Source organism: Halosimplex halobium (assembly GCF_051414055.1).
GTDB lineage: Archaea > Halobacteriota > Halobacteria > Halobacteriales > Haloarculaceae > Halosimplex > Halosimplex halobium.
Genome location: NZ_JBLKNX010000011.1, coordinates 66,625 through 81,655, shown reverse-complemented (window position 1 = coordinate 81,655; position 15,031 = coordinate 66,625). Strand labels below are relative to the sequence as shown.

Below are 15,031 nucleotides of genomic sequence, written 5' to 3'. Positions count from 1 at the left end.
CGCGTGGCGAAACACGAACACCACGTGGGTGCAAGATTTTAAAACCCATCACGCGGCCAAACCCTCGTAGATGTCGAACGACCGACTCGAACTCGTCGACCGGGGGGACGGCGGCGCGGTCCCGCCGCCGCTGCCGCCCGACGACCCCGAGGCGTGGTACGCGCCGGACGTGCGGTCCCAGACCGAAGTCTCGCCGGGGGTCGTCGTCACGATCCGCGAGACCACGACGGGGTTCGACTACGAGGTGCGCGAGCCCGGGCTCACGGACGACGGGCGCGGCCAGCTCGACCGCGTCCTCGACTACTTCGGCGACGCGAGTCTGGAACGACCGCGCACCCGCGAGGGCGCGGCCGAGCGGATGGCCGACGGGTTCGACCCGAAACACCGCCGGGTCATCGACCGACTGGTCGACGCCGCACCCGGCGTCCGTCGGCGGATCGAGTACCACGCACTGGCCGAACTGGGGTGTCTCGGCCGGCTGACGCCGTACGCGCTCGACGACCGGATCGACGTGGCCGACGTGACCGGCGACGGCGTCGTCGTCCACACCGAGCGGTTCGCGCCCGCCGAGACCGACCTGCCGGCCGAGCCCGCGTACCTCGACCGGTTCACGAGCGAGCGGCTGGACCACCACACCGTCGAGTTCCACGGGTTCGAGGTGCCGGCCACAATAGGTTCTTCAGTATCGTAGTTCTGTTCAAAAAGGACCCGTGAATGACGAATTGACATCCACTCGCCGTACGGCGAGCATCCGCTGGTAGTGGCCACCACTACAGCGGCATCTTGCGGGTCTGTGCGCAATTCGTTGGGGTTTGCGAGGCGTCTGTGGTCGAACGCCACTCGTGATTGTCCCACTGGAACCGCACGGGCCGTGCCATCGGCCTGACTATCGGTCGGTTGTCGCTCCATCGAGTCAGCAAGTTCCGAGATGCGGCGAGATCGGCATGGCCATCGAACCCACACGGACAGGTCAGCGTTGATCTGTGACGACAAGTCGTGTCCGTGTTTCCGCAGGCTGGACAGCACTGCGAGGTCCCGGCTTCCGAGCATGATTCGACCGCGATCCCATACTCCTCACAGACGTTCCGCAGTTGGTCGGTGAAGTGACCGTAATTCCAGAAGTTATGGACCATCTCGTTGGTGCGAGGATTCCCTGTTGCTGGAAACTCCGCTGGGAGGTCACCGACAACTACCGTTTGAATTCCCTGGTTCACGAGCCGTTCGACAAGGTCGCGAATGCAGGCGTCGACAGCATGATCACGACGCTGGGATCGCGTTCTGTACAGGCGTCGGATTCGGCGACTGCAACTTTGGTCGTCTTTTAGCTTGCTCCTGAGACGAGCGATCTCTTCGGTCGTTTCACTGAACCGCTCGAAGAGGTCTCGGCCGTAGTAGAGATATCGGCGCCCGGTTGTCGTCGTACAAGCCACGAGTGTATTGACCCCAAGATCGAGTGCTGCGATGCCATCACCAATCGAACTGGGTGGTGAATCCGATGACACTGTAACCGACTGGTAGACTCGGAACGTGTCCTCGATATCGTCGTACTCGATTGTGATCCGACCTGGTTTTCCTTCCCAGTGGGGCTTCCCGCGAACTCCGAGTCGAAGCCGCTCGTAGTAGCCCATCCCGAACTCTTCTTTCAGGTCTTGTCCGACCCGGATATCGAGTCGTGATCGCTTTCCCCATTGGATATCGTACGCGTCGTTTCGGACGTACGTCTGAAGTGCCCGACCGTCTTCCTCGTTGCCCCAGTACCCAGGCGGGGATGGATCTTCAGACGGTTCGTCTAGTAGTCCGAAGAACGACTGCCACGCACTTTCGTTTTGCTTGATCATCGCTTGGGCCGTTGCACCGCCGAGGACGCCGACGTACTCGTCGTAGATGCCTTCGACTGCCCAGACATCCTCATCTTCGAAGAACCGTTGTCGACGTTCGTAGTTGACTTCGTTCCAACACGCGGCGGATGCATCGAGGAATCGTCGCAGTAGCTCTCGATCCGATTCTGTCTGTGGCACTGCTTCGAACGTATTTGTCCGTTTCATTGTTGCGACTCACTTCCGGTTACCGGATCCTCTGATGGGAGCGCCGGCGCCCTTCGTCGGCGCGAAAAACACAACCGTGCCCGTGAATCTGGGTCATCACTCCGGGCCTGGTTGGTCCTGTCTCAATATTTCAATCTTAGGTCCGATCGGCTACTCAGCACCGGAGAGACATCCGGTGTATAACACCACCCCAGCCGTCAACTATAGTATCCGGTAGAATTTTTTACTCAGAGTGCGTTACAGCTACTAATGGATCATCTCGACGAGATCTCCGTCAAGGAACTGCAAGACACCCTCGACAACGTGGATGGAAAGAAACCGACACAACGGCTCTTAGCGGCAATTGCGTACAAAAACGGTGTTTCGCAGACTGAACTAGCCGAGTGGTACGACGTTCAACGACGGACGATCTATAGCTGGCTCAAGCGACTCGACACCGACGAGTCGCTTGAGCAAGCCGTCTCTGATGCTCATCGATCCGGAAGAAAACGAAAGCTCTCAGAAACACAGCAAGAAGAATTCGAACAAACCGTCAACGAGTCTCCTGAAGCAGTCGGGATCGACGCGCCGGCGTGGACGCCGGCGCTCGCTCAAGAATACCTCGAAGAAACGTACGGCGTCGAATACTCGATCCCGAGTTGTCGGCGGTTGCTCAAAGAAGCTGGACTCAGTTATCAAAAACCACGTCGAACAGCCGCCGAAGCCGACGAATCTGACCAAGAGGAGTTCCACGACGAGATCAAAAAAAGCGGCGGGAAATGGACGCCACAGTAGTCTGTATCGACCAAACCAAGAAATCTGTGCAGGTCGAGCCGCGTGCCGCGTGGTTTCCGCGCGGCACGCGGCCGAGCGTCGAACTGTCCGGCCAACGCGACTGGACGTGTCTACTCGGCGCGATCACCGAAGATGGTGACTGCTTTTTCTCACGGTTCACCGAGTACGTTACTGCCGATCACGCGAAACATTTCATTCTCGCGTTATGCGAAGAATTCAAAGAAGACTTGATCGTCGTGCTAGACGGAGCGCCGTACTTTCAGGCGTCGGCCGTCACGGACCTGGCGGCCCGTGACGACCTCGCCTTCGTCACGTTGCCTGCGTATTCGCCGGAACTCAATCCTGTCGAAGAGTGCTGGCGACAACTCCAAGATGCTCTCAGCAACCGGTTCTTCGACTCGCTTGAGCAACTGACCACCGCGATCGATACCGCTCTCGACCAACTGTCGCTCCCAAAAGTGAGTAATTACTCCTGACGAATACTATAGCTGAAAGATCTTGATTCAGCTACGATCTTCAACCGACTCAGTCAGACTATCGACGCCCAGATCAAAGCTACGCGTCGACGGACAAGCGGGTCTCACGGAAAATCGAGCGAGGGGAACACAACGTGTAGACTTCAACGAGCACGGCTATCGAGTTAAACCTCGAATCACAGCAAAGCAGTTCCAGAACTTGGTGAGTAGCGTCCTCACCGTATACGGATAATCAGATAAATCGCGCCGGAAGTCTTGTGGACAGTCTCAACTCTATCGGTCCCGCACAGTAGTTGAGACCGGTCGTCTCAATGCATACGTCTTATAGTGATTATTGTCGCGATGTACCGGTACGACCGCACGACAGCGTTCGGTCGTCCGTCACGGACCCCTGGATGAGGATCTCCGCAGTGGATAGGTCCCGTAACGGACGAAGTTCCCGTTGAAGAAGACGACGTTCTCGTACAGCCAGTACTCGCTCGGAGAGAACGGCTCCGGAAGCGCGCCCATCCAGTCCAAGACATCCCACGGCAGGAAGTCCACCTTGTTCGGCGAAGTGTCGATATCCGTCGCAGCGTTGCCGCCGCCCGCACTCACGACCAGGGTGACGACGGCCGCGTCGGTCGTCGAGGCTATCTGTGCAGTGACGTCACCGTCGTCGTACTGCACCGTGATGTCGCCATCGACGTCCCCGATTGCCAGGTCGAGATCGCCGCCATATACGCTTATATACTCGATTATCGCCGGTTCAGTTATCTCCAGGCTCCCGTCGTCGACGGTTAGGTCAAGACGCCCGTCGACCGGGCCGACCTCGACACTGCCGTCTTCCACGTCGAGAGCGATATCATTCTCAACTTCCGTCACCCACCCGGATCCGTCGTCGATATCGAGGCGTCCGCCGTCACCTCGCGAGTGACCGCGGCTCGTTCGTCGATACGTCGGTGGTCGACTCGTTGGGTTCCACACCCTTCCTCCGTCGGCCGGAACACCCGACAGTACAACCTGTCGTTAAATATCTTTTCGCGCGTCTCAATGACGGCGACGGCGATGTCCGGTACAAGACGCCACCGGTCGAACACCGGAGTGCAATGGTCCCTGACAACTTGCGTGGTGCCCTCGTGGCAGTCACGCTCGGTTCGCTGGTCGCCCTCTCCGGTATCGGTATCGGTGGAGTAGTCGCCGCCCAGCAACCCTCCGACAACGTACCGTCTACACAACTCGCACACGCGCCGTCCGATGACCCGGACGAAACGAATGACTCGTCGACTCCCACCGGTGACGAGGTCGTCGACCGGTTCGAAGAGCGTATCGAGTCGCTCGACTCGCTCGTGATGACCTACGAGACGAACACGACGCTAAACGGCAACACGACGATAACGAGCGAGCGGCGAATGTGGGTCGACTACGAGAACGACCGCGTCCGTACCGAATGGGAGACCAATCGGACGCACGTAATCACCGTTCGCAACGAGAGCGGGACAGTGTCCTACGACGTGAAGAACAACCAGGTCAACCGGTTCAACGTGTCAGCCGACATGGCCCACGCGACACCGGTCGACAGCCTCGTCACCGAGAACGAGATTACCTACGAGGGACGAGACCGCGTCGATGGCGAGGAAGCCTATCGGCTGATGGTGACGCCGACGAACACGAGCGCCTCTCTCGGTTCCGTCAACGTGACCGTCTGGCTGGACACGGACACGTACTTCCCGACTGTGGCGACGAGCGAACTCGACGACGGCGAGACGGACTTCGAGCAGACCACCCGCCTCCGGAACGTCAGTCTGAACGCATCGATCGCCGACGACCGGTTCACGATAGACGTCCCCGACAACGCCACCGAGCCGGAGCCATCGCTCCCGAACGTGACGGAGTACGAGTCCCTGTCGTCGCTCCGGGAAGACACGAACCGGTCGGTGCCCTCCCCCGATGTCCCCGACGCGTACACCTTTGAGGAAGGGTACGTGATTGCGGACGACGACTCCCACTCGATCACGCTCCACTACGCGACCGACGACGACGAGAGTCTCACCGTCGTGAAACACACACCGATGGAGTACAACTTCAGCGAGAGCGACAGATACGAGACGATAGATGTCGGTAACCACACCGGGTACTACACCGAGTACGAGTACGCTGGAAACACGACATCGGTCGTCGTCGTTCCCTGTGAGGACACCACATACCGCGTGTCCGGCGACCGCTCGAAAGACGAGACCGTCGGCATCGCCGACTCGCTCACCTGCGAATAGGCTGCGTCGATCGAGTCGGGCCTCACTGCCGCCTCCAGATACCACTCTTGGGCCCAGTTTTCCTGACTCATGCGTGTCGCTATCGATAGGAGCGGCGTCGACGACTCACCGCTTTCGAGTCATTGCCTGCTTTACCGAGAGGCCAGCAGAACGGCGAAGGAGCTACCGAGGTCGCTCTGACAGCCTCGAACCGATACGGCACCGAGAATTGCTAACTTATAACTGTGTCCCTCGTGCTTCTTGATCGGAGAGTCTCGCTGGTGGGTTATGACGCTGTGAGGCGTCGGTGGTGGTATGCCAGCGATCGATGCGACGGCTGTCTCGAAACAGTACGGCACGGAGATAGCCCTCGACAGGGTCGATCTCACCGTCGAGGAGGGCGAGACGTTCGGCTTTCTCGGTCCGAACGGCGCGGGGAAGTCGACGTTCATCAACGTTTTGCTCGATTTCGTGACACCGACCGAGGGATCGGTCGAGATATTCGGCCACGACTGCCAGCGCGAGGGGGTCGCCGCTCGCGACCGTGTCGGCGTCCTCCCGGAGGGCTACTCGGTCTTCGAGCGACTCACCGGCCGACAGCACGTCGAGTACGCCATCCGCTCGAAAGGTGTCGAGGCCGACCCTATCGAGGTACTGGACAGGGTGGGCATCCGCGAGGACGCCGACCGGAAAGCCAGTGACTACTCCAAGGGGATGGCACAGCGCCTCGTCCTCGGGATGGCCCTGGTGGGCGAACCGGACCTTCTTATCCTCGACGAACCCTCGACGGGCCTGGACCCGAACGGTGCCGCGGAGATGCGCCAGATCCTCCGCGAGGAAAACGAGCGCGGGGCGACGATTTTCTTTTCGTCGCACATCCTCGAACAGGTCGAGGCGGTCTGCGACCGCGTTGGCATCCTGCAGGACGGCGAACTCGTGGCCGTCGACACCATCGAAGGACTGCGCGCCTCGATGGGCGGCGGGACGAAATTGGTCATCACCGTCGACGGCCTCCACAACGGGACCTTGGAGAGTATCAGGTCCGTCGCGGGCGTCGAGACGGCGGTGAGCGACGACGATTCGACGATCGAGGTCACCTGTACGAATGATGCGAAGATGGACATTCTCGTCGAACTCAACGACGCGGGCGTCGAAGTAGTCAATTTCCGAACCGAAGAGGCCTCGCTCGAAGACATGTTCATCGAGTACACTGGTTCGGGACGATGACGTGGCGAGTCGTCGCCAGACAAGACTTCCCGCTCACTGTGGGAGCGCGGTCGGTCAAGCTTCTGGCTGGATTACTGGTGTCAGTCGTCCTCCTCGCGGGGTACATCTACCCGCTGCTCACGAGTGGTCCGGTCACGACGGCACACTTTCCGGGGTTCGTCCACGGGTGGCTCACGACGCTCGTGCCGTTCGTCGGGATGCTCGTGACCTACAACGCCATCGCGGGCCAGCGCGAGTCGGGGTCGATCCGTCTCTCGCTGTCGCTCCCGCAGAGCCGCCGGGATGTTGTTCTCGGGACGTTCCTGAGTCGGACCGCAGTCGTGGTCGGGGCACTCGTCGCCGCGACGGTCGGCGCCGGTGCCCTGGTCGTCTACCCGCTGGGCGAGCTCGCCCTCCTCCCGTTCGTCGAGTTCCTGGCACTGACGGTCACGTTCGGCGTTGTCTGGACCGGATTGGGAACCGCCGTCTCGCTCGTGTCGGCGACGCGGCGGCGCGCGCTCATCTCCGGGTTCGGACTGGTCTTTCTGTTCGTCGTCGTCTGGGACGCGATCGCCGACGCACTTGCACTCGGTCTCGCGGCGGCCGGCCTCGCCGACGGTGGGTTACCCGGACCGATCCGGTTCCTCGTCGGTCTCGAACCGGGTCGCGTCTTCGGTCGCGTCGTAGACGGGTTCGTCACGCCGGGTGCCGGCGTCGAGGGATCGTGGTACCTCAACGAGTGGGTCGCGCTGGTCCTGTTCGCTTGCTGGGCCGTCGGGCCGCTCGGACTGGCCTTCCTGCGTTTCGACGGGAGTGATCTCTCGTGACCTGGCGCGATATCGCGTACAAGGACATCAACGACGCCAGTCGGTCACGTGGTCTCTGGGTCCTCTTTGCCCTCCTGACTGTCCTGTCCGTCGGGTACGCGCTCGCTCACTCGTATCTGGGCGAGGGCACGTTCTCGGCCTTCATTGGCGGGTTGGCTGGCATGGTCGCTGTGACCCTGCCCCTGCTCGCACTGCTCGTCGGGTACAAATCCGTCGTCCACGAGCGCACCAGCGGGACCCTCTTTCTCACGCTCTCCTTTCCCCACTCGCGCCGGGATTTCCTCGTCGGGAAACTCGTGGGGCGGTCGACGGTCCTCCTTGGCCCGACGCTCGTCGCGCTCACCGTCGCGGGCGTCGTCGGTGCCGTCCGGTACGGGACCGACGGGGCCGTCCTCTTTCCCTGGTTCCTGGTCGCGACGGCGTTGTACGGCCTGGCGTTCGTCGGCCTCGCCGTCGGCCTCTCGATGGCGACGACCGTCAACCGGTGGATCACGCTGGGCGCCTTCGGCGGCTACTTCGCCTTGGTGACGCTCTGGGGCGGGTTACACTCGCTGACCCTGGTGATCCTACACCGGTTCGACACCTCGGTCCTCTCGAACATGCCCAACTGGGCGCTGCTATTCCGACTTGTCGGACCGAACGAGGCCTACGACCGCCTCCTCCGAGCCGGGTTCGACGTTGACCTCGCAACACGGTACGTCGCCGACGGTGCCCCTGTCTACGTCGATTGGTGGATGGGGATCGTCGTCCTCATCGTCTGGTTTGTGGTGCCGCTGATGGTGGGCTTTCGCCGATTCGAGTCGTCAGACCTGTAGAATCCTTCGGTCCGGCGTCCCACCGGTGTCAGTCACTCACCGAGTGCTTGTTGACTGTCGAGACGGGTACCTCGTCCCTTGAGGTTAGAGAGAAGTTGATACTCTCTGTCGCAAGCCGACTTCGACGGCAGGATGGGTTGTCGAAACCCAGTGTCGTGGAGTCAGAGACACGCTGTCGGCCTTGATAGGCCCTCGCAGAGTACGTATCGGTATCCGCTACTCGTCGCGGCTACACTCGGGCGACTCGCGGTGTGACCGATATGAAATACATACATCACAACCCCGTGGTCGAATGGCTCGGAACCGACGCCGGAGGGACGCCACGCGGTGTCTGGCTCGGCTTCGCAGTGTGGGTGTTCGGCGCAGCTCGCGGAACCGACCTGGTTTCGATCGGCATCGTCGCTTTCGGCGTGTTCCTCATGTTGCTCGGTGTCGTCTACGCTAATACCAGCGGCGCCGACTGACTGGACAGCGGTTCGCCGTCTTCCGGACTGTCCGGTTTCGATAGTCCTCACCACACTCGAGCACGGGTTAAAACGACCCGATCAGGTCGTACACACCCGTGGCACGGTTATCATCGCCGTCGGGGTCCACCGCCACTCATTCACACTGTTCACCGCTGTCGGGGGCCAGAAACGTCGGTACTGACGAGCACCTTCCAGTCTCCGACTACTCTGCTCCGGCCGACGACTGACTTCTATTCGAATTTTTGAAACTGATCGACATGTAGCGATGATCGTCGCAGGTACACAGTGTTTCAGAGCCAGAGAGCGTGGATAGCACCTATACAATTGCCGGGTGCTGGCTGAAGCATGAGCAGGACCTCGAAAAGTCGGCTGTTGGTATCCGGTGGGAGCCTTCTCTTGGTATTTCAACTAATTGTGTTTCAGCGGGCCCTCAGCATAGTCGAAAACCCCGGAGTTTCAGGCACGTTGAAAAGTGTTCTCAGCGGTGGATTGTTACTTATCGCCACCATCTGTATCGGTAGCGGAGCGTATCTTCGGTATCAGCGTTCCTCGGCTATGTAGGACTTTCACTAAGCGATGGAGGGTTGAAGCACTGGTGTGACGCCCTCGGAGTGTATCTTGAGCCGTGTGAGATACAACGCACGTATCTTGCACGACGGGTATGAATATCCGGGAACAGAATCAGTTGCTCAATCGGGACCTTGCCAGCGGGCAACCTCGCCAGTGGCACCGTCGACAGTCGCGTAGACGACGACCTCGTCGCCCGCTGGCTCTACGGCTGTCTCGAGCGTTGTCCCGGCACCGACCGGCGTGTCACTGGTCAGCGAACCGACGCGGTCGGTGAACAGACCCGGTGCCTCCTGTGGTTGCGCGACGAGTGTCTCGGCGTCCGTGTCTGCAACGACTTCGACCGTGAGTGACCCGAAATCGCCACCGTCAGGTGATTCATACCTAAACGACAGTGCATCCCCCGGAACCGCCTGACTGGCCGCTGTCTCGGACAACTCGTCTGTGGGGACAGACACAGTCGTGAGTTCACCGACCGCACCCTCGCCGTTGACCGCGAAGACGGTCACCGAGTCCCCGTCCGGATCAACTTGGACTGCAACGCGGTCATCGGCACTGACAGACCGCTCCTGTGGCTGGATCTCGGTGTATCCGCCCGAATCAGCCTCTATGCGGATCCCTGCCGCGTCGGTGTCTTCGGTGACTCGCACCCAGAGTTCACCGAACTCCTGACCACGTGGCGGCTCATACTGGAACGTCAGCGCCTCCGGCGACACCATCTCCGCAGCCGCTGCCTGCGAGAGCTCTTGCCCCGTCGGGTCCGCAGTTAGTTGTTCGACATGGTAAGTCCCAGTAGCGGTGACGCGGTTGCCGCTCACCTCGACTGATTGCGAGCCATCGACGGCCGCTGTCCCGAATGAAGTCTCGATCGTCTCTTGCCTTTCCTCACCGAGGTCGGCCGCGGCAAAGGCGAACTGCGACTCGAACGTCTCCCCACTCGTGTCGAAATCCACTCCTGCAACCACGTTTTCACCGGAGCGGGGCCTGAAATGCGGGTCAGAGTTGGGTTGGAAGTCTCCGAACAGTTGCTCAGGTGTTGCTGACCCGAATTGACCGACCACGAGATCACCGGTCCCGGCCTGTTCGAGCAGTTCCATGGCGGTTTCGTCAGTTTCGAAGACGCGGGAACGATTCCCGTCGCCGGCGGCGATCGTCCGGTCGAGTCGGCTGGCGTCCGGCCCAACGATGACTGTCTCGTCTGCGACTGCTACCGCAGGTGGATCGCTCACTGAATCGGGAACTGTGGCGGGTTCGTATCGGTCGTACCCACGGTCCGTGCTGGTTCGTTCGTAGGCAATACCGAACGTTTCGTCTGTGGGCTCGACCAGTCGTTCATCTAGTTGGTTGGTTGCGAACGATCCCTCGGCGATTATAGTCTCGTTAGTGACGGTTACCTCGTGTACCGTCGAGTCGGACGTGACCGTGGGGCTCACAGCATCTGTGAGCCCGGCAAACGAAAGTGATAGCTGGCCGATACCGGCAGCTGCGCCGCCTATTATGAGCGGATACAGAGCCAGCGGATCATCGACGGATAGATCCGACGGATCACCGGAGCCAGCGACGGTGTCCTCGGGGAAAGTGTTCAGGTTAGCGTAGGCAAAAAACAGCCCACTCTGGTCTGTCGTCAACCACCGGCCGTAGGGCAGGTCGCTCGCCGGATCGAACGTGTCCGTCGAGGGGTCGTCGCCCGGAGTGTCGTCAGTGGGAGTGTCGTCGGCCGGAGTATCGTCAGTGGGAGTGTCGTCGGCCGGACCGTCGTTTGCTCTTTGAACGTCATCACCGCTGCAACCGGCCAGTGCCGCTGTCAGGGCGCCTATCCCGAGCAGGAATCGGCGTCGACTCTGACTCGTCTGTGTCGCACTATCATCGTTGTCGTTGGCAAAGCGTGGGGACATACAGGTGAACGCCTCTACAAGGTATACGAGTGCTACTCTCTCATTAGCCGCCGAACAGCGTCTCAGCTTGAGAGACAGTATGTATTTTTATATTATGGGCTGATATCATCTCGTTTTCTGAGCCGGAGACTGATACAACAAGATGATGTCGCTGAATGAACAGACGGGGGTGAGTGATTGGTTCAGCGAGGGCGAAATAGGTCGTACCGAAAAATCGCTACATTGACATCCTCCTCCGCCTGAAGACGGAGGAATCCCGAGGTTGGGATATTACGGTTTGCAGTCCACCACCTCTCGTTGCGGTTGGAATCCGCAGGAGAGGTCATACAGGTAGACTCCGGGCTGTGCCAACCAGCCGGTACTCCTATCGCCACCCAAACCGGGTGCAGACTTGGAGTTACTTTCCTCGTTGATGTTGAGACGGATGTTCTCCGCCCCATTCACGTCCGCGTTGAACGCCACATCACAGGCCTCACACACGTACAGGCCGCGTTCGACACGCTGATTGTCGTTCTCTCTCCCACACACGCAACACGTTTTACTCGTGTCGCGTTCGGGCACTTCCACGACCTCGATACCCTCAACCTTCGCCTTGTATTCGAGAATCGAGGTGAATCGGTCAAACGCCCACCCATGCAGGTCGAGGTTGCCGTGCCGACCCCAGTTCTTCGACTCTCCATCTTCGTCCTCGCGCACGCCCGCCAAGTCTCCAACGTTGATGCGGCCAACGCCTTTTTCCACGCACCGTTCAACGATGTGTTTCGCTAAGGCGTGGAAGAAGTGCGTACGGCGTTCTGACCACTTCGCGTGGAGGCGAGTGGCCCTATCGCCACTGCTGTCGTCGCATTTGGCGATTTCCTTCGGGAAGTAGTAGCCGTCCTGTTTCAGACGGTTGCCGGGGTACAGGTCGGCGTCCTCGGTGCTGTACGCGACGGCGGCGAAGTTGCTGATGCCGAGGTCGATACCTGCCGTCTCGTCACCGGGAGCGGTGGGTGTCTCGATTTCGTCTTTGCAGACGAGGTGGAGTTCCCATCGCTCGTTCTGCTGGTCGTAGACAGCGCGAACCTGTTGCAGGTTATCAACTCCGGCACCGGGTCGAGTCTCGTATTCGACAACCTCGACAGTCACTCGCCGGTTGGTGGAGTGTCGGGGACGGATATCGTGACAGTGGTACCGTCTGACGTGTCGAACGATACCTCGCCGCCGAGCGTACGGGCAGCCCAGGTGAGTTGCCACAGTCCCAGTCCGGTCCCGTGTCGGAGTGGCGCCTCAGTCCCGGTTTCGAGCGCGGCCAGTTCCGACTCGGGGATGCCGGGACCATCATCGATGACCCGCAATTCGCACCCGTCCGGCGTCGACTGAAGCGAGACGGTCACGTCCGTAGCGTGCATGACCGCATTGTCGACGGCGCTTTCTATCGCCGCCTCGAGAGCGACGCCGTCGGTCGTTACCACCAACGACTCAGTCGCCTCGACGGTGACCGGAGCATCGTAGGTCGCGACGGTATCGCGAAGCAGTTCGGCGACGTCGACCGGGGCGTGTTCGCGCGTCTCCGAGAGGAGTTGGTCGATCGTCCGTGCGCGGTCACTCATGCGTGCGATACGACCCGTCGTCTCGATGGCCGTGTCCGCGTGGTCGTCGTCGATGGCATCGAGGTGCGCGTCGAGGACGTCGAGCTGGTTGCGCAGATTGTGTCGCAGAACCCTGTTGAGGACTGAGAGGCGTTCCTTGCGGAGTTCGCGCTCGGTCACTTCTCGGAGACTGACCACGGTTCCAAGACTCCGCTCGGTCCGGTCGACCACTGTCGACACCTGCGCATCGTACTTCCCCGACACGCCTGCGACACTGAGCGTAACCGTCTCGGCTGCTCGCAAACCGTCCACGTCGGTCCCGAACATGTCTTCGACGGTAACGGTGCCAGCTGCGGGGTCCGCCCCGTCCGAAGCGAAGCGCATACGTTCGTTCGCCCGTACGACTCGGTGCTCCTCGTCCGCGATCAACACCAGGTCGTCTGTCTCCTCGACGATATTCCGTTCACCGACGACGCCGACGGTTGGGGCTATGTCGAACGCGTCAAGTCGGAACACCGTGAATCCGAACCCACACACCGCGCCGAGTGATCCCAGTACGTAGGCGGCCCCACCCGCCGTCCGGCCGAGTTGAGCAATGTACGGCATACTGCTCCAGAACAACCACATCGCCGCCGGTGCCCCAGCGAGGGCGACACCTTGCCACACCGCGGTGTGGTCGTATCGGCGCGTCGTCCGGACTACCAACACCATCCCAGTGACGACCAGCGCTAGTGCGTAATACCGGACAGTAATACCGAACAACCCGATAGCCTGTGTCGGCACGCCTGACGCACTGGATAGTATAAACTGGAGTATGAATACGAGAAGCGGGAAGGCGACCAGTATACTTGTTTTCAGGGTCAACGAGACGAACCGGCCGGTGTACCGGAGTGCAAACATTGCCCACAAACCGACGGGGAGTATCCAGACGAACGCCAGCCACCGCCCAACTGCACCCGTAAAGTCAGTTACCGGAACGAATCCGGTGAAGACGCCGACGCTGAGTGCTCCGAGACCGACTCCGACCAGTGCGGTGTATCCCGAGAACCACGCGGCTCCCGGCTTATCGTATCTGCGGGCGACCGTCGCACTAATCGCCAGGAGCCCCGCTGCGCTTGAAATACCTAGGCCCCCGACGATTTTGACGAGCATGAGTTGGACGTACGGTCGTTGGATATCAACGGGGAGTAACCTTCTAAAGGATGTGGTCTCCGAGTAGCGACGTTCAGCCGCTGGAACGAGCGAATGACGACGCTGTCAGGAACCGCTCGGTGAGCCAGAGCGCAACGGGAAACCCAGATACAGTTCGCGGTTACTCCAACTAGTCCGGCATGGATTCATCCTCGGGGTATTCGTCTTCGGTCGTGACTTCGAGGAAGACGTCTTCGAGCGTGTGTTCCCCGTCTATTTCCCTGTCGCCTGTGAGTTCGCCCGGTGGACCGTCCGCGACGATGTCGCCGTCGTAGAGGATACCGACGTCGGTCGCTATCTCTTCGACGACGGGGAGGAGATGCGTCGAGAGGAACACAGTGGTGTCCGCCGCAGCCAGGTTCGTGATAGTCTCCCGGACTGTTCGGGCGGCGCGCGGATCGAGCCCGGACGTTGGCTCGTCGAGAAAGACCACATCTGGGTCGTGCATGATCGCCTGGATCAGTCCGGCCTTCTGTCGCATCCCTTTCGAGTACGTGGCGATCCGTTCGTCGGCAGCGCCAGCCAGTTCGAACCGGGCCAGCAGCGTCTCGATCCGGTCGTCGATGGCTGCTGGAGACATGTTCCGGAGCCCGCCGTGGTATTCGAGCTGTTCGCGGGCCGTGAATTCCTCGTGGATCGGCGGTGATTCGGGCAAGTATCCAATGTGTTCGATGAGCGTTTCGCGGTCAGTGATCGATGCCCCCGCGACACGTCCGGTGCCACTGGTCGGTGGGAGCAATCCCGTCAGCATCCGGATCGTCGTCGTCTTTCCCGCCCCGTTCGGACCGAGAAACCCGTACACTGCGCCCCGTTCGACGGTGAGATCGAGGCCGTCGACGGCCGTCGTCTCGCTGTACGTCTTCGTCAGGTCGCTCGTGCTGATCGCGGGTTGCCTGTCCGTTTCGATGGTGGCTTCTCGCTCGTTCGATGCCGACGTGTCGTTGCTGCTGTTTGTCATTTTTCGGA

The 15,031-nt window shown here is 60.6% G+C and carries 11 protein-coding genes and 2 pseudogenes; 7 read left to right on the top strand and 6 right to left on the bottom strand.

Translation table 11 applies throughout. The annotated features are described in order from the left end of the window. Window positions 1-70 precede the first annotated feature (70 nt). Complete coding sequence (locus ACMGFG_RS12595) at window positions 71-691, top strand: hypothetical protein (protein ID WP_436930773.1); 621 nt, start codon at window positions 71-73, stop codon at window positions 689-691. An 80-nt stretch (window positions 692-771) separates the two neighbouring features. Here ACMGFG_RS12595 and ACMGFG_RS12590 read toward each other — a convergent pair. Beyond that, window positions 772-2,045: pseudogene (locus tag ACMGFG_RS12590) on the bottom strand (RNA-guided endonuclease InsQ/TnpB family protein); the annotation flags it as partial. 249 nt (window positions 2,046-2,294) lie between these two features. Here ACMGFG_RS12590 and ACMGFG_RS12585 point away from each other — a divergent pair. After that, window positions 2,295-3,295 (top strand): IS630 family transposase gene (locus ACMGFG_RS12585; RefSeq protein ID WP_436930674.1). Its coding sequence is split into 2 segments (ribosomal slippage): window positions 2,295-2,787 and window positions 2,787-3,295, totalling 1,002 coding nucleotides; the frame shifts between segments, so codons are not numbered across the junction. A gap of 381 nt (window positions 3,296-3,676) precedes the next feature. On the opposite strand, the gene ACMGFG_RS12580 is transcribed toward ACMGFG_RS12585, so the two are convergent. Next, window positions 3,677-4,159, bottom strand: a complete 483-nt coding sequence (locus tag ACMGFG_RS12580) for a hypothetical protein (protein WP_436930673.1) — start codon at window positions 4,157-4,159, stop codon at window positions 3,677-3,679. 224 nt (window positions 4,160-4,383) lie between these two features. Between ACMGFG_RS12580 and ACMGFG_RS12575 the strand changes: the two genes are divergently transcribed. The 5 genes from ACMGFG_RS12575 (at window position 4,384) to ACMGFG_RS12555 (ending at window position 8,838) form a co-directional block, all read left to right on the top strand. Next, on the top strand, window positions 4,384-5,547 hold the full coding sequence (locus tag ACMGFG_RS12575) for a DUF4367 domain-containing protein (RefSeq protein WP_436930672.1): 1,164 nt from the start codon (window positions 4,384-4,386) through the stop codon (window positions 5,545-5,547). Window positions 5,548-5,841: 294 nt separating this feature from the next. Further along, window positions 5,842-6,753 (top strand): ABC transporter ATP-binding protein, encoded by a 912-nt coding sequence (locus tag ACMGFG_RS12570; RefSeq protein WP_436930671.1) that lies wholly within the window; start codon window positions 5,842-5,844, stop codon window positions 6,751-6,753. A gap of 77 nt (window positions 6,754-6,830) precedes the next feature. Then, window positions 6,831-7,559 carry an ABC transporter permease subunit gene (locus ACMGFG_RS12565; RefSeq protein WP_436930670.1) on the top strand — a complete coding sequence of 243 codons (729 nt, stop codon included), beginning with the start codon at window positions 6,831-6,833 and terminating at the stop codon, window positions 7,557-7,559. After that, window positions 7,556-8,374 (top strand): ABC transporter permease, encoded by an 819-nt coding sequence (locus ACMGFG_RS12560; protein ID WP_436930669.1) that lies wholly within the window; start codon window positions 7,556-7,558, stop codon window positions 8,372-8,374. The genes ACMGFG_RS12565 and ACMGFG_RS12560 overlap by 4 nt, the downstream gene beginning before the upstream one ends. Window positions 8,375-8,625: 251 nt before the next feature. Further along, entirely contained in the window at window positions 8,626-8,838 is a 213-nt protein-coding gene (locus ACMGFG_RS12555) for a hypothetical protein (RefSeq protein ID WP_436930668.1), read from the top strand. Window positions 8,839-9,530: 692 nt separating this feature from the next. On the opposite strand, the gene ACMGFG_RS12550 is transcribed toward ACMGFG_RS12555, so the two are convergent. The 4 genes and pseudogenes from ACMGFG_RS12550 to ACMGFG_RS12535 form a co-directional block, all read right to left on the bottom strand. Next, window positions 9,531-11,303, bottom strand: coding sequence for a hypothetical protein (locus tag ACMGFG_RS12550; RefSeq protein ID WP_436930667.1), 1,773 nt, complete (start codon window positions 11,301-11,303; stop codon window positions 9,531-9,533). Between the two features lie 270 nt (window positions 11,304-11,573). Continuing rightward, window positions 11,574-12,419: pseudogene (locus ACMGFG_RS12545) on the bottom strand (RNA-guided endonuclease TnpB family protein); the annotation flags it as partial. A gap of 8 nt (window positions 12,420-12,427) precedes the next feature. Next, on the bottom strand, window positions 12,428-14,026 hold the full coding sequence (locus ACMGFG_RS12540; protein WP_436930666.1) for a sensor histidine kinase: 1,599 nt from the start codon (window positions 14,024-14,026) through the stop codon (window positions 12,428-12,430). A gap of 169 nt (window positions 14,027-14,195) precedes the next feature. Continuing rightward, window positions 14,196-15,023: an ABC transporter ATP-binding protein gene (locus ACMGFG_RS12535; protein ID WP_436930771.1), complete on the bottom strand. Its 828-nt coding sequence runs from the start codon at window positions 15,021-15,023 to the stop codon at window positions 14,196-14,198. Between the last annotated feature and the right edge of the window lie 8 nt (window positions 15,024-15,031).

What these genes read in the sequence shown, in the direction of transcription:
- ACMGFG_RS12595 (WP_436930773.1), top strand. Translation starts at nt 71, where the DNA reads ATGTCGAACGACCGACTCGAACTCGTCGACCGGGGGGACGGCGGCGCG.
- ACMGFG_RS12575 (WP_436930672.1), top strand. Translation starts at nt 4,384, where the DNA reads ATGGTCCCTGACAACTTGCGTGGTGCCCTCGTGGCAGTCACGCTCGGT.
- ACMGFG_RS12570 (WP_436930671.1), top strand. Translation starts at nt 5,842, where the DNA reads ATGCCAGCGATCGATGCGACGGCTGTCTCGAAACAGTACGGCACGGAG.
- ACMGFG_RS12550 (WP_436930667.1), bottom strand. Translation starts at nt 11,303, where the DNA reads ATGTCCCCACGCTTTGCCAACGACAACGATGATAGTGCGACACAGACG.
- ACMGFG_RS12540 (WP_436930666.1), bottom strand. Translation starts at nt 14,026, where the DNA reads ATGCTCGTCAAAATCGTCGGGGGCCTAGGTATTTCAAGCGCAGCGGGG.
- ACMGFG_RS12535 (WP_436930771.1), bottom strand. Translation starts at nt 15,023, where the DNA reads ATGACAAACAGCAGCAACGACACGTCGGCATCGAACGAGCGAGAAGCC.